Here is a 26,312-nt window from a genome sequence, read left to right as displayed (position 1 = left end):
CCCCTGTTCGTCTCACTCCGACAAGGTATCTCGTCGCGGCGCATACCGGTATGTCGGAGCCGATAATTTCGAGTAAATGACGACTCTAATTTACCGGCGCGCGTTACGAAACTACGGCGGAAACCGACCATCCGAAAGGCTTTTGTATGAATCGGGGTTCCGGGTATGCTATGGCCGAAAGTCATTCAAAGAGGGCTTTGGCAGCGTGGCCTGGAGGGCCCCATGCACAGTTATCTCGAACAATGACATATTCAGCGCCGCTCGATTTCGGCACTATTTTCGGTCCGCCGCAGAGCTGTCCCGATTGCGGTTCAGACGCCATCGGCATCTTGGACGACCTTCGGGATACCCTGTTCCGCTGCCGCACTTGCGGTGTGCAATGGCGGCTCGCGCACGGTCGCACCATTCTGGAGGTCTCGGCCTTCGATGCGCAGCCCGTGCCCGAAGAATGGACGTGCCCATGAGAATCGGGCTGATCGTGCCACCGTGAGTGCCGGTACCGCCGCCCGCCTCGGTCGGCAGCGAAGCGGTGGTCGGCAATCTCGCGTCGGGGCTGGCCATGGGTCGGATGAACGCGGAGTAAGGGCGTGCACCGTCCGGTCGAGGTGACCTGGCTCCCGCGCCGAAAACTGGTGATGATCACCGAGATCCGCGAATCCGAGCGGTGGCGCTATTACACTGAGCGGGTGCGTCCACTGATGGGCCCCAACGATCCGGAACCGCGCGGTGAGCGGACGAGCCGGGCCATGCCGTCCATGCCGGTCGCTTGACGAGCCCGTGGGGTGACGGTGTCGACCCGGGCGCGCCGCGGGCGGTCGCCGGGGTGACGCTGGTCGAGGGATCGACGTTCTGCATCAGCGAGGACGGCGGTGTCATCAGCCCGAATCGTCCCGAGGGACTGTTCGTTCGCGATACCCGGGTGCTATCGCGATGGCGGCTGACCGTCGACGGATTGCCCCCACAGCCGCTCACCGTCCAGCACGCTGAGCCCTATAGCGCGACGCTGCTGGCCAGAACCCCGCCGCGGCCGGGGCGCGCCGACAGCACCGCGCTGGTGAGTGTCGCGCGGCATGTCGGCGACGGTATGCGTGAGGACCTGACGGTGCGCAATCTGTCCGGTGCCGCGATCAGCTGTGCGGTGGCGCTGGAGCTCGACGCCGATTTCGCGGATCTGTTCGAGGTGAAGGAGGGGCGGGTCGGCGACACCATCGTGGTCACCAAGAGCAAGGCGATGGCGGGCGCGCTCGAGATCAGCCGGACCGATCTGGCCCTGGCGGTGACGGTGACCGCCGCGGGGGCGACCGTGACCGATCGCGAATTGCGGTGGGAGGTGGAGCTGCCGGGGCGCGGTGATTGGACGGCGTGCATTCAGTACCAGCCGACACTGGGATCGGTCGTGACGCCCCGGCACGTGTGCGGAAAGTCGGTATCGCACAGCGCGCCAGCGCGGCGGATGCGGGAATGGTACGAGAACTCGCCGCTGGTCCGGACCGGGGACGAGACGCTGGCCGCGGTATTGCGCCGCGCTGTCGTCGATCTCGGCGCGCTGCGCATCTTCGATCCGGGGCATCCGGAGCGGGCGGTGGTCGCGGCCGGTGCGCCGTGGTTCATGGCGCTGTTCGGGCGGGACTCGTTGCTCACCTCCTGGATGGTGTTGCCGCTCGATCGGCGGCTGGCCGTCGGCACGCTGCAGAGCCTGGCCGGCTTGCAGGGCAGTGAGATTCGCGAGGTGACCGAGGAACAGCCGGGCCGGATTCCGCACGAGGTGCGATTCGGTCGGGCGGCGACGCTGCTGCTCGGCGGTGACACCGTGTACTACGGAACCGCCGACGCCACCCCGCTGTTCGTGATGCTGCTCGGTGAGCTGCACCGATGGGGACTGGATGCCGAAACCCGGGATGAGCTGCTGCCGCATGCGGATCGGGCACTGGAATGGATCGAGCGCTTCGGTGATGTGGACGGCGACGGATTCGTCGAGTACGAGCGCGCGGCCGAGCACGGGTTGGCGAACCAGGGCTGGAAGGACTCCTGGGACGGGGTGAATTTCGCCGACGGCCGATTGCCCGAGGCGCCGATCGCGCTGGCCGAGGTCCAGGGGTATGTGTACGCGGCGTATCTGGCGCGGGCGGCGCTGGCGGTCGATATGGGCGATCACGCGATCGCGGACCGGTTCCGTACCAAGGCGGCCGCCTTGAAGGCCGCGTTCAATGCCACGTTCTGGCTGCCCGAGCGTGGTTGGTTCGCCATCGGTCTGGATCGGGACAAGCGGCCGATCGACGCGCTGACTTCGAATATCGGGCACTGCCTGTGGACCGGGATCATCGATGAGGACAAGGCGGGCCGGGTCGCGGACCATCTGCTGTCGCCGCAGATGTTCAGCGGGTTCGGTATCCGCACACTGGCCACCGACATGGGCGCTTACAACCCGGTCAGCTATCACAACGGCTCGGTGTGGCCGCACGACAACGCCATCTGCGCCGCCGGGCTGATGCGCTACGGCTACACCGAACACGCCAACCGCGTGATCGACGGCGTGCTCGACGCGTCGACCCGATTCGGCTATCGGCTGCCCGAGCTGTTCAGCGGTTTCGATCGCGCGGAATTCGACGCGCCGGTGCCGTATCCGACCTCGTGCTCGCCGCAGGCGTGGGCGTCCGCGGCGCCGCTGCTGTTCATGCGGAGCATGTTGCGGCTCGAACCCGGCGGCGGATCGGCCTCGGTCGCGCCCGCGGTGCCGGACCGGTATCTGCCGCTGCGGGTGAGCGGGGTGCGGGTGGGGGCGGATGTGCTCACGGTCACCGTGGACAATGAGGGGTGGCAACTGAGTGGGTTGTCCGGAAAGTTGCGTCGATCGGATACTTGACCTGGGCGGATGCCCGGTGTGCGCGGCACGCGGGGAAACTTGTCGGTGGGTCGGCCTAGCATGGCGCTGGGGGTATCACGTCTGTTGGACCGACACGATCGAGAAGGGACCACCTGGTGGCGGAACGCCTCACTGTGCGCGGAGCTCGGGAGCACAACCTCAAGGGGATCGACATCGATCTGCCCCGCGACAGTCTCATCGTGTTCACCGGCCTATCCGGTTCGGGCAAGTCCAGCCTCGCCTTCGATACGATCTTCGCCGAGGGACAGCGCCGCTATGTCGAATCGCTATCGGCCTACGCCCGCCAGTTCCTCGGGCAGATGGACAAGCCGGATGTCGACTTCATCGAGGGTCTCTCGCCCGCGGTCTCGATCGATCAGAAGTCGACCAATCGCAACCCCCGCTCCACCGTCGGCACCATCACCGAGGTCTACGACTACCTGCGTCTGCTCTACGCCCGCGCCGGCACCCCGCACTGCCCGGTCTGCGGTGAGCTCATCGCCAAGCAGACCCCGCAGCAGATCGTCGACCAGGTGCTCGCCATGGAGGAGGGCATCAAATTCCAGGTGCTCGCGCCGGTGGTGCGCACGCGCAAGGGTGAATTCGTCGATCTCTTCGATCAGCTGAACACCCAGGGTTATTCGCGAGTCCGGGTCGACGGCGTGGTGTATCCGCTGACCGATCCGCCGAAGCTGAAGAAGCAGGAGAAGCACGACGTCGAGGTCGTGGTGGACCGGCTCCAGGTGAAGCCGAGTTCCAAACAGCGCCTGACCGATTCGATCGAGACCGCGCTGCGGTTGGCCGACGGCATCGTGGTGCTGGACTTCGTCGACCGCGACGAGCACGCGCACGATCGTGAGCGCCGCTTCTCCGAACGGCTGGCCTGCCCCAATGGGCACCCACTCGATATCGAGGATCTCGAACCGCGCTCGTTCTCGTTCAACTCGCCCTATGGTGCGTGCCCGGACTGTACGGGTCTCGGTATCCGCAAAGAGGTCGACCCCGATCTGGTGGTGCCCGATCCCGAGCTGAGCCTGGCCGATGGCGCGATCGCGCCGTGGTCGCGCGGGCAGACCGCCGAATATTTCACCAGGCTGCTGTCGGGTCTGGCCGAATCCATTGGCTTCTCCATGGATACGCCGTGGCAGGACCTGCCGCTGAAGGCGCGCAAGGCGGTGTTGGAGGGCAGCTCCGATCAGGTGCACGTCTCCTATACCAATCGATACGGCCGGAAGCGTTCGTACTACGCCGATTTCGAGGGTGTGATGCCGTTTTTGCAGCGGCGCATGGAGAACACCGAATCCGAGCAGATGAAAGAGCATTACGACGGGTATATGCGCGATGTGCCGTGCCCGGTCTGCAACGGTGCTCGGCTGCGGCCGGAGATTCTGGCCGTCACCATCGCCTCGGGTGGTGAGCAGAAGTCCATCGCCGATGTGAGCGAGTTGTCGATCGGTGAATGCTCGGCATTCCTGAACGCGCTGACCCTTGGGGAGCGGGAGACCGCCATTGCCGGACAGGTGCTCAAGGAAGTGCAGGCGCGGCTCGGCTTCCTGCTCGATGTCGGCCTGGAGTATTTGAGCCTGTCGCGGGCGGCGGCGACGCTGTCCGGCGGTGAGGCGCAGCGCATCCGGTTGGCGACCCAGATCGGGTCCGGACTGGTCGGGGTGCTGTATGTGCTGGACGAACCGTCGATCGGTCTGCATCAGCGCGACAACCGTCGGCTCATCGAAACCCTTACTCGGCTGCGCAATCTCGGCAATACGCTGATCGTGGTCGAACACGATGAGGACACCATCCGGGCCTCGGACTGGGTGGTCGATATCGGTCCGCTGGCCGGTGAGCACGGCGGTCAGGTGGTGCACAGCGGTCCGTATCAGGAACTGCTGACCGATGCGAATTCGCTCACCGGCGCCTATCTTTCGGGCCGCGAGCGGATCGAGGTGCCGATGGTGCGGCGGCCGGTCAGCAAGAAGCGGCAGCTCACCGTCGTCGGGGCGAACGAGCACAACCTACGTGGTATCGACGTGAGCTTCCCGCTCGGCGTGCTCACCGCGGTTACCGGTGTTTCGGGTTCGGGTAAGTCCACACTGGTCAACGACATCCTGGCGACGGTGCTGGCGAACAAGCTCAACGGTGCGCGGCAGGTGCCGGGTCGGCATATGCGGATCAATGGGCTCGATCATCTGGACAAGCTGGTGCAGGTGGATCAGTCCCCGATCGGACGCACGCCGCGCTCGAATCCGGCCACCTACACCGGTGTGTTCGACAAGATCCGGACCTTGTTCGCGGCGACCACCGAGGCCAAGGTGCGTGGCTATCAGCCCGGCCGGTTCTCCTTCAATGTCAAGGGCGGCCGCTGCGAAGCATGTTCGGGCGACGGCACTTTGAAGATCGAGATGAACTTCCTGCCCGATGTGTATGTGCCGTGCGAGGTGTGCCACGGCGCCCGGTACAACCGGGAAACCCTGGAGGTGCACTACAAGGGCAAGACCATCGCCGAGGTGCTGGATATGTCGATCGAGGAGGCGGCGGAATTCTTCGAGCCGGTCACCTCGATCCACCGGTACCTCAAGACGCTGGTCGACGTCGGTTTGGGCTATGTCCGCCTGGGCCAGAGCGCACCGACACTGTCCGGCGGTGAAGCGCAGCGTGTGAAATTGGCGGCCGAACTGCAGAAGCGCTCGACCGGCCGAACCGTCTACATCCTCGACGAGCCGACCACCGGCCTGCACTTCGAGGACATCCGGAAGCTGCTGCTGGTCATCAATGGACTGGTGGACAAGGGCAATACGGTCATCGTCATCGAGCACAACCTGGACGTCATCAAGACCTCGGACTGGGTGATCGATATGGGCCCCGAAGGCGGCTCCGGCGGTGGCACGGTCGTGGCCGAGGGGGCTCCGGAAGATGTTGCGGTGGTCGGCGGCAGCTACACCGGTCAGTTCCTGAAGGAGGTACTGGCACTCCCCGCCGCGACCGCGCCGAAGGCGCCCGCCAAAAAGGCCGCGAAGAAGGCTCCGGCTAGGAAGCCCGCTGCCAAAGCGGGGGCGGACAACTCCTCGACCGCGAAGGCGACGGCGAGCAAGATCCCAGTACCCAATGCGGCCGCCGCGAAGCGCGCCTCCCGAAAAGCCGCTGCTCTGCGCTGATCTCGGCTAGATACTCCTTGTCACACCGTCACGCCTCAACGGTGTGACAAGGAGTGTGTCGGTGCACCCACCGCTGAGCTGGGGCCGTGCGCTCGTGTGGCTCGCCCGTCGAGCCGCGTCGATTGGTGGCCGCCTCGACTGTGTTCCGATTCGCGACGATCACCGGGTGCAGGACCTCGCGTCAGGTCGGGTGGTTGTTTCGGAAGCTGCCGCACTGCGTCAGCCGGTGAAGGACTCGGGGCCGACGCGGCTCCACGCCACGAATACGGCCAGGGCGAGATAGGCCAGATTTACCGCTACCGGCAGGGGTTCGCCGTGGCGAAAACTCACTCTTGATCTGGTTGCAATCTGCTATCGGATGCTTTACCGTCGGAACTACCGATTGCAAAACGCAATCAGATTGCGGGAGGCTGCATATGGGCGACACCGAGTCGCAGGTAGCGGGTGGAAAAGTCTTGTGGCACTTCACGATGTCGCTGGACGGTTTCGTGGCGGGGCCGAACCGTGCGATGGACTGGATGGCCGGGATCTCATCGCGTCCGGGGCTTGTCGAGGAGTACATCGAGACCACGGGTGCCGTGCTCGGAGGTCGGGACGGTTGGAATGCGGCAGGCGACAGTCGCCCGTACGGCGGAGCCTGGCACGGACCGATCTTCGTGCTGACCCATCACCCCGAGGACGCGATGCCTGCCGACGGAGTCACCTTCCTGACCTGTGGCCCCGCCGAGGCGGTGCGGATCGGGCTGGCGGCGGCGGGCGGCAAGAACCTCGAGGTGTTGTCGCCCACCATCGGCAGTCAGCTCCTCGAACTGGGACTGATCGACGAGATCGACCTCCACATCGCACCGATCCTGCTCGGCGATGGCATCCGGCTGTACGACAACCCCGGCTGTGCGCCGGTCCGACTCCATCGAGTCGGCGAGGGCGATCCGGTCGCGGTCGTCAACGTCCGATACCGACCGACCGCACCGGCGAAGCGCTCGGCCGAGAGCTCGCCCGGCGCAGCCGCGGAGTAGTGGTTGCGGCCAACCCTCAGCGGTTCGCGACCGTATGGATCAGTTCGGCGAGTTCCTTATATCTGGACCACATCGGCCAGTGGCCGGTGGGGAGATCCAGGTATTCGGCGTCGATCTTCGCCAACTCGGCGAACATCGGTTCCTGGCCCGCGTCGCGGAGTTTCTTGACCAGGTCGGCGGTGATGCTGTTGCAGATGACCGTGGTCGGGATGGCATGGCGCGCAGGTGAATCGCTCAGTCGCAGGGGAGCGGCGGCGACCCCGGCGGGTTCGGAGACGGCGCGCTCGCGGAACCGGGCCAGGGACGCCTCGTCCAGTCCGGTGAGGCTATTGCCCTCGGCCTCCAACCGACCCCAATCCGGCAGTGCGAGTTCGCGAACCGACTCGTCCAGGGCGGAATTGAGGATGAATCCATTGGGGAGCGGAGCGGCGTCGACATAGATACCGCGGCTGAAGCGTTCCGGGGCGGTATCGGTCGCGAGATAGGCGGCCGCCGCGCCGCCCGAGTGCGCGACGACCACCACTGCTTCATCCGGGGCGATGGCGTCGAGAATGGCCTGTGACTGCATCTCCAGGGTGGCGTCGAGCCGGTCGTTGTCGTCCGGATCGAGTCCGGGCAGGGTCAGCGCCAGCACATCGTCACCCCGGCCGCGCAGATCATTCGCGACGTCGTCCCATGCCCACGCGCCGAGCCAGAATCCGGGAATCAGAAGTATGCGTGCCATCGCGTGAGCATCGCATGCCGAACCTCCGAAAACACAATTTCCCAGCAGTGTGTCCGATCATCGAGATATCCACGCGATGAATGCCTTTCATCGTTCATGATGTGAACTGAATCGGCCGGGCGAGATTGTTCCGTGATACGGATTCGGCTCAGGCGGTCAGAGGCGCGCCGAACCAGCGCGTCAGCGCGCTCACGAGCCGATCGGCATCGGGTTGTCCGGCCGTGCTGGCCGCCCACGCGATATACCCGTCCGGTCGAATGAGCAGGGCGTCGGCGGGGGCGTCGGGACTGGTCGCGACCACCGTGTCGACTCGATCGCGCCAGGGCTCGGCGATGTCGGCGAAGCCGGTGTCGTCAGCCAGTACGAGCAGCACCGGCCGTGCTTCGCGCAGCAGGTCGGTGACGCGCGTCTGTCGGCCTTCGGTTTCGATGGGCAGTTCGGGGACCATGCGTCCGGACAGCGGGTGTGGATCGCCGATGTCGTAGCGGATATCGGTCCCGGCGAGCAGATGTGCGATATGTGCGGCATTTTCCGGTGCTTTGAGCAGTTCGCCCATGAACTCGCGCAGCGCGGTGACCTCCGGGCCGGGCGCCATCAGTGCGAGCTGGGACAGCGAGTGCATCATCACGCGCTCGCCGACCGGGTATCGCTCGCAGTGATAGGTGTCCAGCAGTTCCGGGGGTGCCCAACCGTTCACCTGTGCGGCGAGCTTCCAGCCGAGATTGGCCGCGTCCTGCAGCCCAAGATTGAGGCCGGGGCCGCCCATCGCGGAGTGCACGTGGGCGGAATCGCCGAGCAGGAACACATTTCCGTCGCGATAGCGTTCGGCCAGTCGAGTGTTCTGGCCTTCGGTCCGGCGCAAGGCGTGCGGGCCGGATCCGGTCGGTGGCGCGATCGGCAGGTCGACGCCGAGTACCCGCTGCACACTCGCGCGCAGTTCGTCGAGGGTCATCGGAGTGTCCTCCGGTACCGGATCGCCGTCGAACTCCATGGTTGCGATCAACGGGCGACCGTGTTCGAGTTCTGCGAAGATGAACATGCCCCGTTCGAGTCGGTTGTGTCCGAAGGGAAGTCGCCCGAGGCCGGGAATCATGATGCCGCCGTCTCCGGTGCGCAGCTCCTCTGGCAGGCTCACGTGCGCCATCCGGACCAACTTGGATGCATTTGTGCTGCCGGGGAATTCGATTCCGGTGTGTTTGCGAACGAAGCTTTTACCGCCGTCGGCCGCGACCAAGTAAGTGGTGGTCAGGTCATATTGGCGATCGGGACCGGTCACTGTGACGGTCACGCTCCCGTCCTGCTGGACCAGATCGGTCAGCTCATGGCCCCAACGGATTTCGATACCGAGTTGGCGGGCCCGTTTCTCCAACAGGCGAACCAGTTTCGGCTGGGGAATGAGCAGCGCGTACATCGGATTGTTCGCGACTTCGGCGAATGACACCGGCATCCCACTGAACAGATAGCCGGGCATGGGTTGGGGAGCGCCCGGCGCGCCGCCGAATTCGTGGTACAGCCCGCGCATGTCGAGCAGCCGAATCACCTGGCCGACGAGGCCGTTCGCCTTCGGCTCGGCGCTGGGCTCGCTCAGTTTCTCCAGCACGATCGGACGCACGCCGGCCAATGCGAGTTCGCATGCGAGCATGAGCCCGTTCGGCCCGGCACCGGAAATGACTACGTCGAAAGAGTTTTCGGGCATGACGAATACACCTCTTGTTGCCTGTGATGAGTGGGTGTGTGGTGAGTCAGTCGTCGACGGAAGGCGCGGGCAGTCCCGCGACTACCTCGCCGATGGCTTGTCGTAGCAGTGTGGTGAGCAATATCGGTGGATCCGCGTAGACATAGGTCGCGGTGGCGGCCTGGTAGATCGCGCCGATCGCGCCGACCACGAGGCGTGGATACAGATCCCGGGTCGCGTCGGTTCCGGTGCGCGCCGCGATCGCCTCGATCCAGTCGTCGGATACCGCCTTGGACACCGCGGTCCGGGTCTCCGGAGCCTCGAGCAATTCGCGAATAACCGCCAGTTGCTGCGGCGTCGGCGGGTGGTCCCCGGCGCCGTCGGCTTCGAGGGGCTCGAGGATCGCCGCGGTGATCGCGGTCCAGAGCGGCTCGTCGGTGGGTCGATTCCGTAACGCGACGAGACTGCGCTGGATCCGCTCGGTCTGCCGATAGGCCAGCGCCTCGTGCTTACCGGTGAAGTAGTTGTTGAAGGTCCGGACCGACACGCCCGCGCGGGCCGCGATGTCCTCTCTGGTGATGTTGGTCAGTCCGCGTTCGAATGCCAGCTCGAGCGTCGCATCGCTGAGCGCCTTGCGGGTGTCGAGCTTCTTGCGCTCCCGAAGACCGAGGATTTGCTCATCTGGCATGACACCAGCGTACAGCGAAACTTGCCCAGCGGGCAATGTTTCCCGTTGGGCAAAATTTTTGCGCCTGCTAGGCGTGGACCGGACCGGTGTACTTCTCGCCCGGCCCCTTGCCCGGCTCATCCGGATGTGCCGAGGCCTCGCGGAAGGCGAGTTGCAGCGACTTCAGACCGTCACGGTAGGGACCGGCGTGCGGCCCGAAGTATTCGATGGACGAGGTGACCAGTCCGGCGAGTGCGGTGATCAGGCGACGCGCCTCGTCCAGATCGCGGCGTGGGCTGTTGTCCGGATCCTCGTCGGCGAGGCCGAGCTTCTCCGCCGCCGCGCTCATCAACATCATCGCGGCGCGGCTGATGATCTCGACCGCCGGGATATCGGCCAGCTCGCGGACGTCGGTCGCGTCGGATACTGCCTCGTCACTCATGTGCACGAGGATGGCATCGTGGTGGGCGGGCGCGCGCGGCGGGGCGGGGCGATTCGGCGATAGCGAGCGGGAATGTTAGACTTTCCGCTGACGACCGCCCCGGGCTTGCTCGGGGCCGATAAGTGGAGCCCGACTCCCACCGTTGCCGACGAGTGATCGTAGAGGTTAAACGGTCCGGTCATCCGCCCTTCCGAGGGCGGTTTTCTTGTGCGGAGGGTCCTCGTTCGAGGATCGTCACGGACAAGGTCGACGCGAGCACGCTCGTGGTCGAAGGCCGGTCGACTCGGGCCCCGAGGCGGAATACCGCACCGGGGCCTTTGTGTTGAAAAGGGGTTGCCGTTATTGCGTGCGGTCGTCGGACGACACCGCTTGACCTAGGAGGCCCCATCAGCACTGAGACCCGCATCAACGATCGCATCCGCGTTCCCGAGGTCCGACTCATCGGACCGGGTGGTGAACAGGTTGGGATCGTGCGTGTTGAAGATGCACTACGCGTCGCCCTCGAGGCGGACCTCGACCTGGTCGAGGTTGCGCCGGATGCCCGTCCACCGGTCTGCAAGATCATGGACTACGGCAAGTTCAAGTACGAGACGGCGCAGAAGGCGCGCGAGTCTCGCAAGAACCAGGTGCAGACCGTGATCAAGGAGCAGAAGCTCCGTCCCAAGATCGACGACCACGACTACGAGACCAAGAAGCGCAACGTCGTTCGCTTCCTCGAGGCGGGGTCCAAGGTCAAGGTGACGATCATGTTCCGCGGTCGTGAGCAGTCGCGCCCCGAACTGGGCTTCCGACTGCTGCAGCGTCTGGCCTCCGACGTCGCCGAGTTGGGTTTCGTCGAGACCTCCGCCAAGCAGGACGGTCGCAATATGACCATGGTCCTCGCGCCCCACAAGGGTGCGAAGACGCGGGTGAAGGCGCAGGAGGATTCGCGGGCACCGCGTCCCGCCGCCACCGAGGCGCCGGCCGCTCCCGCACCGGCTGCGGACGCGCCGGCAGCCGAGCAGGCCGCGCCGGCCGACCCGCAGTAATACCGATCAGAAACCGGTGGTCCGCGAGGGCCACCGGTACGAGACAGATAGAGGAATCCATGCCGAAGATGAAGAGCCACAGCGGCGCCTCGAAGCGATTCAAGGTTTCGGGCCGTGGCAAGCTGCTGCGTCAGCAGGCGAACCGTCGCCACCTGCTCGAGCACAAGTCCACTCGCCGGACTCGTCGTCTGGACGGCACGGAGTCCGTCGCGTCTGTTGACGTCCCTCGCGTCAAGCGCCTGCTCGGTCTCTGAGACCGCAAGCGACCGTCGATAGGTCGCTCGAAAGGTAAGCACCCGCGCGACCGGGACTCCGGACGCCGACCACCGACCAATTTTCGGGGCGCTACGCATGCGCTCCCTAGATCTCAAAAGGACTGACCCATGGCACGCGTCAAAAGGGCCGTCAACGCTCAGAAGAAGCGTCGTTCCGTTCTCGAGGCCTCCAAGGGCTACCGTGGCCAGCGCTCGCGGCTGTACCGCAAGGCCAAGGAACAGCAGCTGCACTCGCTCACCTACGCCTACCGGGACCGCCGGGCGCGCAAGGGTGACTTCCGCAAGCTGTGGATCGCCCGCATCAACGCCGCGGCGCGCATCAACGACATCACCTACAACCGCTTCATCCAGGGCCTGAAGGCCGCCGGTGTCGAGGTGGACCGCAAGATCCTCGCCGAGCTCGCCGTTTCCGACGCCGAGGCGTTCGCCGGTCTGGTCGCCGTCGCCAAGGCCGCCCTCCCGCAGGACGTCAACGCCCCGGCTGCCTGATTCGCCGCTGCGTGACAACACAGCATTCGGAACGACCCGTGGACGCGCTCTCCGAGCACAATCCGCGGGTCGTTTCCGCTGTCAAGCTCCAGCGCGCCGTTGCCCGCCGCAAGAGCGGACTGTTCCTCGCCGAGGGCGCGAATTCGGTTGCGGCTGCGCTGGATACGGGGCGGGTGCGGGAGCTGTTCTACTCGAACGGTGCCGCGGTGCGCGAGCACGAACTGGTTGCCTCGGCCGTCGGTCTGGGGGTGCGGACCACGCTGGTGAGTGACCGGGCGGCGCAGCATCTCGGTGAAACCGTCACCGCCCCTGGGCTTGTCGCGGTATGCGAGCTGATCGACGTGCCGCTCGACGAGGTGCTGGAGGCAGGGCCGCGAATGCTGGCCGTGCCGGTCGAGATCGCCGAACCGGGTAACGCGGGCACGCTGATTCGGGTGGTCGACGCGGTGGGCGCCGATGGTGTGGTACTGGCGGGGGAGACCGTCGACCCGCACAACGGAAAGTGTGTGCGAGCGAGCGCGGGCAGCCTGTTCCATGTGCCGATCGCGCGTAGCCGGGATGTCGGGGAAACCCTGGATGCCCTTGCGGCAATGGGGATCACGATCCTGGCCACCGCCGCTGATGGTGAGGTCGACCTTGACGATGCCGACGATTTGTTCACCGGCCCGGTCGCCTGGCTGTTCGGCAACGAGGCCCACGGGTTGGACCCGTCGGTCGCCGCCCGCGCCGACCACCGGGTCCGGATCCCCATTCGAGGCCGCGCAGAGAGCCTGAACCTGGCCACGGCGGCGTCGATCTGCCTCTACGCGAACTCCCGCGCCCGCTACGCGAACTAACCAGCCCGATCCGGTCGCGCACAGTTCGTTGTTGCCGCGCACAGGGCATAGCTTGTGCGAGGGTGTCACTGGTTATGCGCCAGCTTCCTGGCTGTGCGCCAGCTCACGCGGTAGGTGCCGCCGAAGCGTTCGCGGACGGCGGGGCCGATGGCCGGATCGGAGGAGGCGGCGAAGGACTGCGGCAGGACCAGGAGTAGTTCGCGTTCGGTGCGGAACGTTCGGTAGCCCTTGCCCAGCCGCGCATCTTCTCGTCCGCCGGTGTGTAGCCTTCGCTGACGACCGCGGTGAGCTGCTGAGCAACATCGTGACATCCTGGCTACGTGTGAGCTCCCTGGCTACGTGTGAGTTGCCGGCGGAGCGCGTCCGACGGGTGGGATGGGTTGTGGGGCAGTGTTAGTTGCCGTTGACGCGGAGGTCTTCGAGGACGTCTTCGGCCCAGCAGACTTGGACCGAATCGGGGCCGGTGACGCCCATGGCGGTCATCACGGTCAGCAGCATGCCGGTGCCGAGGAAGTGGCGCATCTCTTCGACCGATGCGTCGGTGAGCTCTTGGATCACGCGGTAGATGCCGCCGAAGCGTTCGCGGACGGCGGGGCCGATGGCCGGATCGGAGGAGGCGGCGAAGGACTGCAGCAGCACCAGGAGTAGTTCGCGTTCGGTGAGGAACGTGTTGTAGCCCTTGCCCAGTGCGCGCATCTTCTCGTTCGCCGTGGCGTCGGGTGTGATGCCCTCGGCGGCGGCCGCGCGGAAGACGTCCACGATGCGGTCGCAGACTCGGTGCGATGCGGCCAGGAACAGTTGCTGTTTGGTGCCGAACAGGCGGATGACATACGGCTGCGAGACGCCGGCGCGGCGCGCGATCTCATCGGTTTTCGTTGCGGCGTAACCGGATTCGGCAAAGGCGGCGATGGCCGCGCGCAGTACTTCCTCGCTGCGTTCGGTGGCGGTCATTCGGGTACGGGCTGCACTCGCCATCGGGCTCCACTTCGTCGGTCGGCCGCTTGCATTTGACATGTTATCAGTCGATGCATACTCTTCGGAGGTCGTTAGTTATCAGTCGATTACAACAAAGGCTGGAACATGTCCGAGACTCTCGAAACCTCCGCCCCACCGGTCCTTGCCGAACCGCGCCTGGGCGGACGCCGATTCGCGGCCGTACTCGCCGCCGTCGGCCTGCCGATGTTCATGGTCACGCTGGACAACCTGGTGGTGACCAATGCGCTGCCGGTGATCCGCACCGAACTCGGCGCGTCGCTGGCCGATCTGCAGTGGTTCGTCAACGCCTACACGCTGTCGTTCGCATCGCTATTGCTCACGGCCACATCCATCGGCGACCGGCTCGGCCGCCGCCGGGTCTTCCTCTCCGGTATCGCGCTGTTCACCCTGGCCTCGGCCGCCTGCGCGTTGGCCACCGAACCGTGGATGCTGATCGCCGCAAGGGCGGTGCAGGGATTCGGCGCGGCCGCGGTGATGCCGCTATCGCTGACCCTGCTGTCATCGGCCGTGCCCGAGCGGATGCGCAGCGCCGCCATCGGCATCTGGGGTGGCATCTCCGGACTCGGCGTCGCACTCGGCCCGCTGATCGGCGGCGCGGTGGTCGAGGGGCTGAGCTGGCAGTGGATCTTCTGGATCAATGTGCCGATCGGCCTGCTGGTGCTGCCGTTCGCGGCGCGGGTGCTCAGCGAATCGCACGGCCGGGCCAAGCGGCTGGATCCGCTCGGGCTGGTGCTGTCCGCGGGCGGTGTGCTGGCGGTGGTGTGGGGCGTGATCCACGGTGCCGATGACGGCTGGACCTCGACCGGCGTGCTGGCCACGCTGATCGGCGGAGCGGTGCTGCTCGGGTCGTTGATCGTCTGGGAGTTGCGTACGGCCGATCCGATGCTGCCGCTGCGGCTGTTCCGTTCCCGCGCCTTCCGGGTGAGCAATACGACCGGCTTCACCTTCTCGGTCGGCGTCTTCGGCTCGATCTTCCTGCTGGCGCAGTACTTCCAGGTCGTCCAGGGCTATGGGCCACTGCAGTCCGGTATCCGCACCATGCCGTGGACGATGGCGCCGATGGTGGTCGCTCCGCTCGCCGGTCTGATCGTGGACCGCGTCGGCGCGCGGACGCTGCTGGCGACCGGGCAGGCGCTGCTGGCGGTGGCGTTGGGCTGGATGGCTGCCATCACCTCGGTCGATGCGAGCTATGGCGCCTTCGTCGGGCCGTTCCTGCTCGGCGGCATCGGCATGGGCCTGACGTTCGCGCCCAGCTCCACGGTCGTGATGGCCAGCGCGAGTCCGGAGGATCGCGCCATGGCCTCGGGCACCAACAGCACCATCCGCGAAGTGGGCGTCGCCATGGGTGTCGCGGTACTGGCATCGGTCTTCGCCTCCCACGGCTCCTACACCAGCCCACAGAGCTTCGTCGACGGCCTGAGCCCGGCCCTATGGGTCGGTGCCGCGATCGTCGCGGCAGGCGCTGTGCTCTCCTGCCTCCTGCCCAGCCGCATCGAATCCGCACAGTAATCCGCTGATCGAGACCGTGCGCCCGCCCCGGGCCGTTCGCCCGGGGCGGGCGCACTTGCATGGTTGTCCCCTGTGGTGTGGACGTTTGTGTTGCCTTGCGAGGATCGGCGCGGGCTGACTGAGGTGCTGACTGCGGGCGGTCGCACTTCGGTGGCGGCTGGTTCTCCCGCCAAGCGATGTTCGATGCCGTGGGTTGATCAACTGCCGATCGAGCCCCTGCATCAGGCGTGGAGTTGTCGCCCGGGGCGGGCGCATTTTGCGCGTTGTGGTGCGCTCACACCTGGGTGGCTCGGCGCGGTAATTCGCGCGCACGGGTCGGCGTTGCGGGCCGCCTCAGGTCGCTGGCGGCGTACTTCCATATCGGCGCGCGGCGGGTTCAGCCGCCCGCTCTGATCGACGCCACGAGTTGATCATTCGCTGATCGAGACCATGTGTCCGCTCTGGGCTCATCGCTGGGGGCGGCCGCATTCGCGTGTGGTCGTCCCTCGTGGTGCGGGCGTGCCGCTGCTTGCGCGATCGTCCGCCGCGCCCCGATCGGCGGTGCCGTCCCCTCCCTGGTCTCGCGTGGCGTACTTCGATATCGCTGTCGTCTTGGGGCGGCCGCATTTGCGCGTGGCCGTCAGTGCGGTGCGCTCACACCTCGGTGGCCCGGCGCGGTAATTCGTGCGCACAGGTCGGCGTTGCGGGCCGCCTTAGGTGGACGCGCCGTCAGGGTTTGATCGTGTCCATCCAGCGCGAGCGCTCGGCCCCATCGAGCGTGGGTGGTGCGTATGAGGTCGGAGCTGTGGATATTCCGCGACCTGCGGTAATGCTCGAGTGCTATCGGTAGACTCGCGGTGTGGCGAGCCCAAAGGGTGAAGTGCTGCGGGGGCACGTTCCCGCTGTGGTGCGGGTGGCGGGCGGGCTGATCGCGGTGGAAGGGGCGGGGTTGGTGGCCATGGCGGCGACGGCGATCGGTCGCGATTCGGGTATCGCCATTCAGATCTACTGGTTGATGGCGCTCGGGATGGTGGTCTTTCTGGCGGGGGTGGCGGTGATCGTCGGCCGGAGATGGGGGCTGTTGCGCGTTATCGCGATCGTCATCCAATTGCCGTTGTTGCTCGCGGCGATCGGACTCTTGCTGGCCGGCGATCTGATCTACGGGATCGTGATCGGTGCGATTGTCTGTTTCGTCGTCGGTCTGCTGTACGCCCCGTCGGCCCGAGAGTGGCTCGGGCCGCCGCACGGGCGCTGGCCTGGGTGAACTCTGCGCGGGCTCGTGGCGGTACCCGCTCGGCACGCGACGCGGCGGTAATCCGGATGAATTGCCTGCGGCGCATCGAATACGATTCGACCAGCAGCAATGTGGGTAGGCAATCACGCGGACCCGCGAACCGATCCCCAGGGGAGAGACGAACGATCGTGGCCGACGACAACGATGGAGTCGAGAACGCAGCGCTGACCGAGGAGGCTTTGGCCGCTGCCGCGGCGGAGGCCGAGAAGGCGTTTGCGGCGGCCGCCGATCTCGATGCGCTCGCGGTCGCGAAGACCGAGCATCTCGGCGGTAAGGCGCCGCTGGCCTTGGCACAGCGCGCACTGGGTGGCCTGCCGAAGTCGGAGAAGGCGGATGCGGGCAAGCGCGTGAATGTCGCGCGGGCCCGAGTGTCGGAGGCCTTCGAATCGCGCCGCACGGTGCTGCTCGCCGAGCGCGACGCCGCCGTCCTGGTCGCCGAGACGATCGATGTGACACTGCCCGCGGGCCGGGCCGCTGTCGGGGCCAGACATCCGATCACCGTTATCTCCGAGCAGATCGCCGATGTCTTCGTCGCGATGGGCTGGGAGGTCGCCGAGGGGCCCGAGGTCGAAACCGAGCACTTCAACTTCGACGCGCTGAATTTCCTGCCCGACCATCCGGCCCGGACCATGCAGGACACCTTCCACATCGCGCCGGAGGGTTCGCGCCAGGTGCTGCGCACGCACACCTCCCCGGTCCAGGTGCGTTCGCTGCTCGAGCGCGAACTGCCCATCTATGTGGTGTGCCCCGGCCGCACATTCCGCACCGATGAGCTCGACGCCACCCACACCCCGGTCTTCTCCCAGGTGGAGGGGCTCGCGGTGGACAAGGGCCTGACCATGGCGCATCTGCGCGGCACCCTGGACGCGTTCGCCCGCGCCCTGTTCGGGCCGGATACGCGGACTCGTATGCGCCCCAACTACTTTCCATTCACCGAGCCATCGGCGGAGGTCGATGTGTGGTTCCCGGACAAGAAGGGCGGCGCTGGCTGGGTCGAATGGGGCGGCTGCGGCATGGTGAACCCGAAAGTGCTGATCGCCAGCGGGATCGATCCCGAGGTGTACAGCGGGTTCGCGTTCGGCATGGGGCTGGAGCGGACGCTGCAGTTCCGCAATGGCATCTCGGACATGCGCGACATCGTCGAGGGCGACGTGCGGTTCACGCTGCCCTTCGGTATCCGGTCCTGACCCTCCATCCATCGAGAGAGCGAAACGTCAAGTGCGAGTAGCGCAGTCCTGGCTGACGGACATCATCCGCCGGACCACCCCCGAGTGGTCGGTGACGCCGGAGGAGCTCGACGCCGGGTTCGTCCGTGTCGGTTTGGAGGTCGAAGAGGTCGACAAGCTCCAACGGGTGACCGGTGATGTCGACAAGCCGCTGGTGGTCGGCCGCGTCGCCGAGATCACCGAGCTGACCGAGTTCAAGAAGCCGATCCGGTTCTGCAAGGTCGATGTCGGCAACCCGGACCTGCAGGAGATCGTCTGCGGCGCAACCAATTTCGCCGTCGGCGATCTGGTGGTCGTGGTTCTGCCCGGTGGCGTGCTGCCCGGTGGTTTCCAGATCTCCTCGCGTAAGACCTACGGGCATACCTCCAACGGCATGATCTGCTCGGTCGCCGAACTCGGTATCGGCAAGGATCATTCGGGCATCCTGGTGCTCGAGCCGGGTACCGCCGAACCCGGTACCGACGCCAACGAGCTGCTCGGGCTCGACGATACGGTCATCGAGCTGAACATCACGCCGGACCGCGGCTATTGCTTCTCGGCCCGCGGTCTGGCGCGCGAATTGGCGTGCGGATTCGATCTGGAATACGCCGATCCCGCGGTGCGGATCCTGCCCGATGACGAGCAGCAGGCGTGGTCGGTCCGGCTCGAACCGGAGTCCAAGTGCACCCGCTTCGCGGTCCGCCGGGTCACCGGCATCGATCCGAATGCGGTGAGCCCCTGGTGGTTGCAGCGCCGACTGCTGCTGTCGGGTGTGCGCCCGATCTCGCCCGCGGTCGACGTCACCAACTACGTGATGCTCGAGCTCGGCCAGCCGCTGCACGCCTTCGACGCGGACAAGGTCAAGGGCGGTCTGGTCGTGCGGACCGCCCACAAGGGTGAGACGCTGCGCACCCTCGACGAGGTCGAGCGGGTGCTCGACGCCGAGGACGTGGTGATCGCCGACGATTCCGGCGTCATTTCGCTTGCGGGTGTCATGGGTGGTGCGACAACGGAAGTCGGCGTCGGGTCGACCGATATTGTGCTCGAGGCGGCCACCTGGAACCCGCTGCTGGTCTACCGCACCGCGCGCAGGCACAAGCTGGTCTCCGAGGCCGGTAAGCGCTACGAGCGGGTCGTGGATCCGGAGATCAATGTCGCCGCACTCGATCGCGCCGCCCACCTGCTGGCCGAAATCGCCGGTGGCACTGTGGAATCCGCGCTTACCGACGTGCGGGTGCCGGTGCCGGCCGTACCGCCGATCCGGATCGATATCGATCTCGCCGATCGGGTGGCGGGCGTGGTCTACCCGACCGGTACCTCGGCGCGCCGCCTCGCGCAGATCGGGTGCACGGTCGAGGTGGGTGTCGACGAGGCCAGCGGACACGGGCAGTTGGTGGTCACGCCGCCGAGCTGGCGGCCCGACCTGGCGCAGCCCGCGGATCTCGTCGAAGAGGTGCTGCGCCTGGAAGGGCTCGAGCAGATCCCGTCGGTCATTCCGACCGCGCCGGCCGGACGTGGTCTGACCGCCGGGCAGCGGCGTCGTCGTGCGGTGAGCCGGGCGCTGGCCTTCGCCGGATGTGTCGAGGTGCCGCCGCCGGTGTTCCTCCCGGCCGGGGTGTTCGATACCTGGGGCCTGGATGCCGACGACTCGCGCCGCAACACCACGCGGGTGCTGAATCCACTCGATACCGAGCGCCCGGAACTGGCGACCACACTGCTGCCCGGTCTGCTGGAAGTGGCCTCGCGCAATATCTCTCGCGGTGCGCGTGATCTCGCGATCTTCGGCATCGCACAGGTGGTGCAGCCCGGCCCGAACGTGCGCGCGGTCGACGTGCTGCCGGTGGATCGCCGCCCCACCGACGAACAGATCACCGAACTGCTCGACTCGCTGCCCGCGCAGCCGGTGCATATCGGCGCTGTCCTCACCGGTCGCCGGGAACCGCGCGGGCCGTGGGGTGCGGGACGTCCGGCCGAGGCCGCCGATGCCTTCGCGCTCGCCGACACGATCGGTGATGCGGCGGGTGTGACGATCGAGCGGCGCACGGCTTCGTATCTGCCGTGGCATCCGGGACGGTGCGCCGAACTGGTGGTCGATGGCCAGATCATCGGGCACGCGGGCGAATTGCATCCGGCGGTCTTGGAACGTGCCGGACTGCCGCCGCGCACCTGCGCCCTCGAACTCGATCTCGATGCGCTGCCGCTGCGCGAATCTCGGCCTGTCCCAGTGGTTTCCCCGTTCCCGGCGGTGCTGCAGGACGTTTCGGTGAGTGTGGCCAAGACCGTTCCCGCCGCCTCGGTGGAATCGGCGCTGCGCACCGGCGGCGGTGCGCTGCTCGAGGATATTGCCCTGTTCGATGTGTACGAGGGCGCGCAGGCGGGCGAGGGACGCAAGTCGCTCACCTACGCCTTGCGCTTCCGCGCCTCCGACCGCACGCTCACCGAGGATGAGGCGAGTGCGGCCCGCGACTCGGCGGTCGCCGCGGCCGCCGACGCGGTCGGCGCGGTGCTGCGCGGGTAATCGGCTGATATCGGCCCCGGACGGTATGGCCGTCCGGGGCCGATTTGCGTTGTGGCTCAGGGCATTACCGTGCGGGCGGGGTCCGCTGGCCGCCTGAGTCGGACCTTGCGGGGTGTCCGGGACGAATGCCCACGTCAGGTCGGCCAGACGTGCGCGGAGTTCGGCGTCGGTCCACCACTCGGTCATCCGCGATCTCCTCGGGCTGGTCGCGAATGGGTCCGAGGGCAGATCCGGGCCGCGATCTTCGACGATGCGACGTTGTTCAGTGCCGTGGCGCCCTACGGTCGGCGCATGCGGCAGTCGCTCGGTCGACTCCTGGGCGGAAGAGAAGCAGCAGAGGCTGGACAACAACTCTAAGGACATTCTCGGCTAGGTGATGCGCAGGATCGACCGGGGGTCGGCTGTTCCAAATGGCAAGGCGACCACTGTTTATCGGCGGCTACCGGGGCGGCCTAGCGGTAGCCCTGCGGATGAACTGCCGGGCGTTGCTGCTCGGCATTGCGTTCACGTTCGGCGATGGGCATGGGGACACCGCCGCCGCGCACGGGAACCGAAACGCCAGGCGCAGACGGTGATCGACTGGGGCTCTAGCACCAGTGCTGAGAAGGATTCGGCGCGCGGCAGCTGGGGATACCGTTTGATACGGTAAGGACCTCCGGACGGTCGAGAGGGTGGGGATGGCGCACCGAGTGACGTTGATGCTGCGATCGATGGGCGGTTGATCCATGGGATTCGGCATGTTCAATTGGAGCGCAGGTGATCTCGGGTCCGCGATGTTGGAAAGTCTCACCGACTGGATCGCCGGTGAGCAACGTCAGCCGGGCGTCGATCCGGCGGGCGTGCAGAACAAATACAACCAGCAGCGCGACGGTGTTCGCAGCGCCGCCAATGGCATCGGCTTCCAGGGCGATTACCGACCGCGTTCGGTGAAGGGCCGCGACGACTTCGATCAGCCGTCGACCGCAGAGCTGCGCGAGAAGGTCGACAAGATCGATATCACCGCGGTCGACAATCTCGCGACCGCTTGGAATGAGATCGGCAAACGCGCCGAGACCTCGTTGGATACCTTCAAGAAGGCGATGGAACGCGCGACCGATGAAGGCATCTGGAAGGGTGCCTCGCGCAATGCCGTCGCCAAGGCCGTCGGGGATTACAGCACCCAGGCGGTGCAGCTCGCCAATGCCGCCAAACTGACCGGCAGCAAGGTCGCCGAACTAAAGACCGGTCTGGAACCGACCAAGGCCCTGGTGCCGCACGCTCCCGAACTGCGCTCGAATGTCGAGAATGCCAGGCACTGGATCGCGGGCCGGGGCTGGCGCGACAACGATGAGGCCGAGGGCACCGCACATGCCGAGGCGGTCCGGGTGCTGCGCACCGTCTACGCGCCGGTCATCGAGGAGACCGACACCAACGTCCCGGTCATCCCCAAACCCGACAACCCCACGACGAAGCCGGGTGGAACTCCCGGCGGCGGGCCGGGCAACAGCCCTGGTGGCAGCCCAGGTACGGACGTGGGCACTCAGCCGACGGACAAGCAGGAGCCCAAGCCCACCGACCAGAGTCCGTCCACCGATCCGTCGAGCACGCAGTCGACGGATAGTTCGACGACACCCTCCTCGACCACCAGCACCGAGCCGACTTCGACGAAGCCGGATACCACCGCGACCAACCCGTCGTCGACGACAACGCCGACCACCACGGGTTCGCCGATCCGCTCGGGCAGCCCGAGCGGCACCCCCGGCACGACCAGCCAGTCGCCGGGCCGAACCGTCACCGGCACACCCACCGGCACCGCCGCCACCACCGCGGCGGCCGCGACCACCGCCGCGACCACGGGCCGCAACGGTATGTCCGGTATGGGCTCACCCGGTAATCGCGGCGGCAAGGACGAGAACGAGTCCACCAAGGGCATCCCCGATTACTTGATCAACCAGCAGAACGGCGAAGAGCTCACCGGGCTCGCCAATGCGCCGAAGTCGGTCCCGCCGGTCATCGGCGAGTAGGAACAGGAAGACCGCATGACAACCGCGCGGCGGTGGCGATTCACCGCGCTCGAATTCCGGGTGCTCTGGGAGTCGACCGGACGGGACGTGCTCCCGTATCCGCTGCGACATCGCTCCACCGAGGTCTTTCAGGAGGATTCGGATCGGCTGCGCCGGGCCGCGGCCGAGGTGGTGATGCCGCAACTGGACGAGGATCTGGTGCGGGCCGTCGAGGTGCTGCTGGCACCGGAGGCTCGGGTGGAGGTGGCCGGATTCCACGGTCCGCGCAACGAGCGGAAGATCCGGGCGCACGGTGGTGTGCATTTCCAGCACGCCGCGCTGGCGATCCAGCAGCCCGGCCTCGATCACGAACATGGCGGGGCGGTGGACCTGCTGTTGCTGACGGTCGAGGATCTGGTCCCCGCCGTGGTCGATGTGTTGCCGGAATGCCGTGCGGGACAGGGTAAACCGATGCAGGTCCCGATCGAGGAGCTGGAGAAGCCGCCGCCGGTGGTGCGCGATGCGTGGCGTCCGACGGTGCGCGAGGAGTTCGAGAAGTTCTTCCGTCGGCCGACCTCGGCCACCGTGCACGTCGGGGTATACCCGTTCGGCAGTGTGGACAATCGGCATACCAAGGGCCGCAAGGACTTTCAGATCACCGATTTCGAAAATGACGGCCGCTATGTCAGTTTCGGCAGTCGGAATGTGATCGTGAAGCCGACGGATCGTCAGCGCATCACCGCCACGCTACGCGAAATGATCGGCCGTACTGTCGAAGAGGTCCGCAACGGCGATCATCTGGCCCCCTGAGGGTTCCCCGCGCCCACCGGACGCGGGGAATTTCGGCCTCAGCCCTTGGCCTCGGCCAGAATCCCGAGCACCACATCGGAGGTGTAGAACGGCTCCAGTCGCTCGCGAATCAGCTTGCCCAGCACGCCATTTCGCTTCGCACCCTCGATTACGGCGGGACCGTAGCGCAGGATCTCCTTGGCGATATCGTCGCCGGACAGGCCGAGTTCCGGCAGCATCGCGGCCAGCGTGTAATCGCCGTACTTGGTGAAGAAGACGTCCACGCATTCGTCGACGAGCAACCCGAAGTACTCCTTCTCCCTGGTGGTTACCGCGATCTCGTAGCAGAGCAGCACCAGTTCGTTCAGATCTTTCTGGGTCAGGTAGTCCCGCAGGCCGCTCACCGGCTCATCGGCGTGCAGGTCCCAGAACTCCATCGCGGCATCGTGCACCGGAGCGTCGCGCAACATCTCCCGGATGGCATTGTTGGTGCGCTTGAGTGCGAAGACCGCGCCCTTGCCCGCCATATCGCCGATGAAGGTGCTCTCGGTGGCCTTCTTGGCGGTTTTGGCCGCCGACTGGCCCATGGAGATCAGCGAGGAGACACCCGGAATCTTGCCCGCGATCTGCTTGTTCGCCTCCATGAAATCGGAGATGAGCTTGTCGACGAATTTCGAGGCGACGGTGGCGACCAGCGGGCTCTCGGTGAGCCGCTCCAAGATGCGCTCCTGCGCCTGGTGCATGCCGAAGATCTTCTCCAGCAGCGCCTCGACCGGTTCGCGCTCGACCACCTGGCCGAGGGTGTAGTCATTGTTCGCGGCGATATTGTCGTAGATCGAGTCGGCGAAGACGCCGACCATGTCCGCGATGACCGGGCTGCCGCCGATCAGGTCGATAACGGTGCGGACCGTCTCCTTGGCCTGGTCGATCTCCACGATGTCGCGGAAGATGAGGGTGTCGGCCACCCCGATCACCGATTCCACGTCACGGGCGACGACCTCGGTGAATCGGTCGCCGCTCACCTCGGCCAGCAGGAAATCCACCTGGGCATCGAGAAGCCGTTCGGCGATCTCACGCGGCTCGCTCATCGAATTCCACCATCACATTCATAGTCCGTCGCGCTCGGCCAGCTTACGGATCGTTCGATTCGACGTCGTTGCCGTGCAACGATTTCCGTATCTGTTCCAGACGCTCACGCGCGGCTTTCTCGCGCGCCTCCCATTGTTCGTCGGCACTGCGGCCCGCCGGGGTCTGCCGGTCGAGTTCGCCCATCCCCTGCGCGGTGCCGAAGCGCTGCTCGACCTTATCGCGAACTGACTCGAAGGTAGGGACTCCGCCGGAGGAATATCCGCCCACCTCGGGGCCGGACGGAATACCGGTCGGTGGTACCGGTACCGCCGGTACCGGAAAAACGCCTCCGACCTGGCCGGATGTCGCGGCATCGGATTCCTGATCATGTGTCTGCGGCGTTGAAGTGGCGGGACTCACAGTCGTATCGGATCCCATATGACCGAGGCCAGCGGCCTCGACGACCGCGGTGTGCACCCAGGCGAGCCGCGCTCGTCCGGCGGTGGCAGTGCCGAGCACCGAAAGCAGTTCGTCATCGGATAACGCCGCGAGCCGTGCGGTGATCTCACCCAATTCACTCATATCGCCAGGCTACGCACGACCGCGATCAGGTCGTGAGCAGTTCGCCGGTCCAGGCGCGGATGAGATCGATCCAGGAGACTTCGGTGGAGATGACCAGATCGTTGTGGCCTGCGCCAGGGAAGATCACCAGTTGTTTCGGTTCGGACGCGGCCTCGTACAGGCGCTCGGCATGGCGCAGCGGCAGGAGTTCGTCGTGGTCGCCGTGCATGATCAGCACGGGGGCGCGCAGTTTGCGGATGCGGCGCAGGCTCGGGTAGGCGTCCGGAACGAGCGGGCCGGGCAGGAATGGATATACCGAGCGAGCCGCGTCGCGCAGGCCGGTGAAGGTCGACATCAGCACCAGTCCGGCGGGCGGATGTTCGGTGGCCAGCTCGAGCAGTACGCCGCCGCCGAGCGATTTCCCCAGGTAGAGCACGCGTTCCGGGTCGACGCCGGGCTGATCGAGCAGCGCCCGCCGGGCCGCGTGGGCGTCGCGATAGGTGCCGTGCTCGGTGGGCCGCCCGGTGCTGCGGCCGAAGCCGCGATAGTCGAAAGTCAGTACGTCCAAACCGATTTGGGTGAGCAGCGCGTAGATCGGCACCCGGTCGCCGATATTGCCCGCATTGCCGTGCGCGAACAGGACATGCCCGACCGAGCGTTCGGCGGGCACCCACCAGCCGTGCAGCGTCTCGCCGTCGGTTGTCGGGATGGACAGCTCGGTGTAGTCCAGGTCGAGGATCGACGGCGTCTGCACGACCTGCCGATCGGGCATGAAGGTCAGCGCATTGAGGATCGGGCTTGCGGGGTGTCGCATGCCATCGTTCTTACTCGGTGCACGCCACCTGTGCGCGCCGACTGCCCGGACTACGCCTCGACGACGTCGACGCCCTTCCAGAAGGCGACTCGATCGCGCACCTGCTCGGCCTCCGGCTTCGGATCCGGGTAGTACCACGCGGCATCCGGATTCTTCGTGCCCTCGACCTCCACCGTGTAATAGGACGCGAGCCCCTTCCAGCCGCAGACGGTATGGGTATCGCTGTCCCGGAAATACTCGGTATTCAGCGACCCTGCCGGAAAGTAGTGATTGCCCTCAACTACCACCGTGTCATCGCTCTCGGCCAACACAATGCCGTTCCACACCGCTCGTATGCTCATCGAATCTCCCACTGTCGCACTCGATTCCGCCGCCCACACATCACGGCTAGGGGGTGTAACCCAAACCACACCCGCCGTATTCCCGCACG

The 26,312-nt window shown here is 66.2% G+C and carries 24 protein-coding genes; 14 read left to right on the top strand and 10 right to left on the bottom strand.

Going from position 1 to position 26,312, the window contains the following annotated elements; translation table 11 throughout:
* Positions 1–587: 587 nt before the first annotated feature.
* From ACQP0C_RS28530 to ACQP0C_RS28515, 4 genes are all read left to right on the top strand, one after another.
* Entirely contained in the window at positions 588–770 is a 183-nt protein-coding gene (locus ACQP0C_RS28530; RefSeq protein WP_433724852.1) for a hypothetical protein, read from the top strand.
* A complete protein-coding gene (locus tag ACQP0C_RS28525; protein WP_433724851.1) occupies positions 767–2,863 on the top strand; it encodes an amylo-alpha-1,6-glucosidase in 2,097 nt (698 codons plus the stop codon). The genes ACQP0C_RS28530 and ACQP0C_RS28525 overlap by 4 nt, the downstream gene beginning before the upstream one ends.
* Before the next feature lie 116 nt (positions 2,864–2,979).
* Complete coding sequence (gene uvrA / locus ACQP0C_RS28520; RefSeq protein ID WP_433724849.1) at positions 2,980–6,015, top strand: excinuclease ABC subunit UvrA; 3,036 nt, start codon at positions 2,980–2,982, stop codon at positions 6,013–6,015.
* A gap of 416 nt (positions 6,016–6,431) precedes the next feature.
* Positions 6,432–7,031, top strand: coding sequence for a dihydrofolate reductase family protein (locus tag ACQP0C_RS28515; protein ID WP_433724847.1), 600 nt, complete (start codon positions 6,432–6,434; stop codon positions 7,029–7,031).
* A 16-nt stretch (positions 7,032–7,047) separates the two neighbouring features.
* Here ACQP0C_RS28515 and ACQP0C_RS28510 read toward each other — a convergent pair whose 3' ends face one another.
* The 4 genes from ACQP0C_RS28510 to ACQP0C_RS28495 all read right to left on the bottom strand — a co-directional run bounded on the left by ACQP0C_RS28510 (position 7,048) and on the right by ACQP0C_RS28495 (position 10,539).
* A complete protein-coding gene (locus tag ACQP0C_RS28510; protein WP_433724846.1) occupies positions 7,048–7,755 on the bottom strand; it encodes an alpha/beta fold hydrolase in 708 nt (235 codons plus the stop codon).
* A gap of 148 nt (positions 7,756–7,903) precedes the next feature.
* Complete coding sequence (locus ACQP0C_RS28505; RefSeq protein ID WP_433724844.1) at positions 7,904–9,451, bottom strand: FAD-dependent monooxygenase; 1,548 nt, start codon at positions 9,449–9,451, stop codon at positions 7,904–7,906.
* Between the two features lie 46 nt (positions 9,452–9,497).
* Positions 9,498–10,118 carry a TetR/AcrR family transcriptional regulator gene (locus tag ACQP0C_RS28500; protein WP_433724842.1) on the bottom strand — a complete coding sequence of 207 codons (621 nt, stop codon included), beginning with the start codon at positions 10,116–10,118 and terminating at the stop codon, positions 9,498–9,500.
* A gap of 67 nt (positions 10,119–10,185) precedes the next feature.
* Positions 10,186–10,539: a DUF1844 domain-containing protein gene (locus tag ACQP0C_RS28495; RefSeq protein WP_433724840.1), complete on the bottom strand. Its 354-nt coding sequence runs from the start codon at positions 10,537–10,539 to the stop codon at positions 10,186–10,188.
* 341 nt (positions 10,540–10,880) lie between these two features.
* On the opposite strand from ACQP0C_RS28495, the gene infC reads away from it, so the two are divergent.
* From infC to ACQP0C_RS28475, 4 genes are all read left to right on the top strand, one after another.
* A complete protein-coding gene (gene infC / locus ACQP0C_RS28490) occupies positions 10,881–11,567 on the top strand; it encodes a translation initiation factor IF-3 (RefSeq protein ID WP_433734681.1) in 687 nt (228 codons plus the stop codon).
* Between the two features lie 59 nt (positions 11,568–11,626).
* Entirely contained in the window at positions 11,627–11,821 is a 195-nt protein-coding gene (rpmI, locus tag ACQP0C_RS28485) for a 50S ribosomal protein L35 (RefSeq protein WP_328411703.1), read from the top strand.
* A gap of 129 nt (positions 11,822–11,950) precedes the next feature.
* Entirely contained in the window at positions 11,951–12,331 is a 381-nt protein-coding gene (gene rplT, locus ACQP0C_RS28480) for a 50S ribosomal protein L20 (RefSeq protein ID WP_354960377.1), read from the top strand.
* A 38-nt stretch (positions 12,332–12,369) separates the two neighbouring features.
* Entirely contained in the window at positions 12,370–13,167 is a 798-nt protein-coding gene (locus ACQP0C_RS28475; protein ID WP_433724838.1) for a TrmH family RNA methyltransferase, read from the top strand.
* 65 nt (positions 13,168–13,232) lie between these two features.
* Here the strand turns inward: ACQP0C_RS28475 and ACQP0C_RS28470 are convergent, their stop codons facing one another.
* Together ACQP0C_RS28470 and ACQP0C_RS28465 are read right to left on the bottom strand one after the other, a co-directional pair.
* Entirely contained in the window at positions 13,233–13,478 is a 246-nt protein-coding gene (locus ACQP0C_RS28470; protein WP_433724836.1) for a hypothetical protein, read from the bottom strand.
* Positions 13,479–13,560: 82 nt separating this feature from the next.
* Entirely contained in the window at positions 13,561–14,142 is a 582-nt protein-coding gene (locus ACQP0C_RS28465; RefSeq protein WP_433724834.1) for a TetR/AcrR family transcriptional regulator, read from the bottom strand.
* Positions 14,143–14,247: 105 nt separating this feature from the next.
* Between ACQP0C_RS28465 and ACQP0C_RS28460 the strand changes: the two genes are divergently transcribed.
* From ACQP0C_RS28460 to ACQP0C_RS28435, 6 genes are all read left to right on the top strand, one after another.
* Positions 14,248–15,672 carry an MFS transporter gene (locus tag ACQP0C_RS28460; protein WP_433724833.1) on the top strand — a complete coding sequence of 475 codons (1,425 nt, stop codon included), beginning with the start codon at positions 14,248–14,250 and terminating at the stop codon, positions 15,670–15,672.
* Between the two features lie 838 nt (positions 15,673–16,510).
* Positions 16,511–16,915 carry a hypothetical protein gene (locus ACQP0C_RS28455; protein WP_433724831.1) on the top strand — a complete coding sequence of 135 codons (405 nt, stop codon included), beginning with the start codon at positions 16,511–16,513 and terminating at the stop codon, positions 16,913–16,915.
* 158 nt (positions 16,916–17,073) lie between these two features.
* Positions 17,074–18,132 (top strand): phenylalanine--tRNA ligase subunit alpha, encoded by a 1,059-nt coding sequence (gene pheS, locus ACQP0C_RS28450; RefSeq protein WP_433724829.1) that lies wholly within the window; start codon positions 17,074–17,076, stop codon positions 18,130–18,132.
* 31 nt (positions 18,133–18,163) lie between these two features.
* Positions 18,164–20,668: a phenylalanine--tRNA ligase subunit beta gene (gene pheT / locus ACQP0C_RS28445; protein WP_433724827.1), complete on the top strand. Its 2,505-nt coding sequence runs from the start codon at positions 18,164–18,166 to the stop codon at positions 20,666–20,668.
* Between the two features lie 737 nt (positions 20,669–21,405).
* Positions 21,406–22,671 carry a hypothetical protein gene (locus ACQP0C_RS28440; protein WP_433724825.1) on the top strand — a complete coding sequence of 422 codons (1,266 nt, stop codon included), beginning with the start codon at positions 21,406–21,408 and terminating at the stop codon, positions 22,669–22,671.
* A 15-nt stretch (positions 22,672–22,686) separates the two neighbouring features.
* Positions 22,687–23,460, top strand: coding sequence for an ESX secretion-associated protein EspG (locus ACQP0C_RS28435; RefSeq protein WP_433724823.1), 774 nt, complete (start codon positions 22,687–22,689; stop codon positions 23,458–23,460).
* Positions 23,461–23,498: 38 nt separating this feature from the next.
* Here the strand turns inward: ACQP0C_RS28435 and ACQP0C_RS28430 are convergent, their stop codons facing one another.
* From ACQP0C_RS28430 to ACQP0C_RS28415, 4 genes are read right to left on the bottom strand one after another with little or no spacing between them, the layout of a single operon-like run.
* The gene (locus tag ACQP0C_RS28430; RefSeq protein WP_433724821.1) at positions 23,499–24,527 is read right to left on the bottom strand and encodes a hypothetical protein; all 1,029 of its coding nucleotides are present in this window, start codon (positions 24,525–24,527) and stop codon (positions 23,499–23,501) included.
* A gap of 43 nt (positions 24,528–24,570) precedes the next feature.
* A complete protein-coding gene (locus ACQP0C_RS28425) occupies positions 24,571–25,089 on the bottom strand; it encodes a hypothetical protein (protein ID WP_433724819.1) in 519 nt (172 codons plus the stop codon).
* A gap of 25 nt (positions 25,090–25,114) precedes the next feature.
* Complete coding sequence (locus ACQP0C_RS28420; protein WP_433724817.1) at positions 25,115–25,882, bottom strand: alpha/beta hydrolase; 768 nt, start codon at positions 25,880–25,882, stop codon at positions 25,115–25,117.
* Between the two features lie 50 nt (positions 25,883–25,932).
* Positions 25,933–26,223: a DUF427 domain-containing protein gene (locus ACQP0C_RS28415; protein ID WP_433724815.1), complete on the bottom strand. Its 291-nt coding sequence runs from the start codon at positions 26,221–26,223 to the stop codon at positions 25,933–25,935.
* Between the last annotated feature and the right edge of the window lie 89 nt (positions 26,224–26,312).

Origin of the sequence: Nocardia sp. CA-129566 (assembly GCF_050956075.1) — a bacterium.
Lineage (GTDB): Bacteria > Actinomycetota > Actinomycetes > Mycobacteriales > Mycobacteriaceae > Nocardia.
The sequence above is the reverse complement of the archived record's forward strand: the minus strand, read 5'-3'. Positions and strand labels throughout refer to the sequence as shown.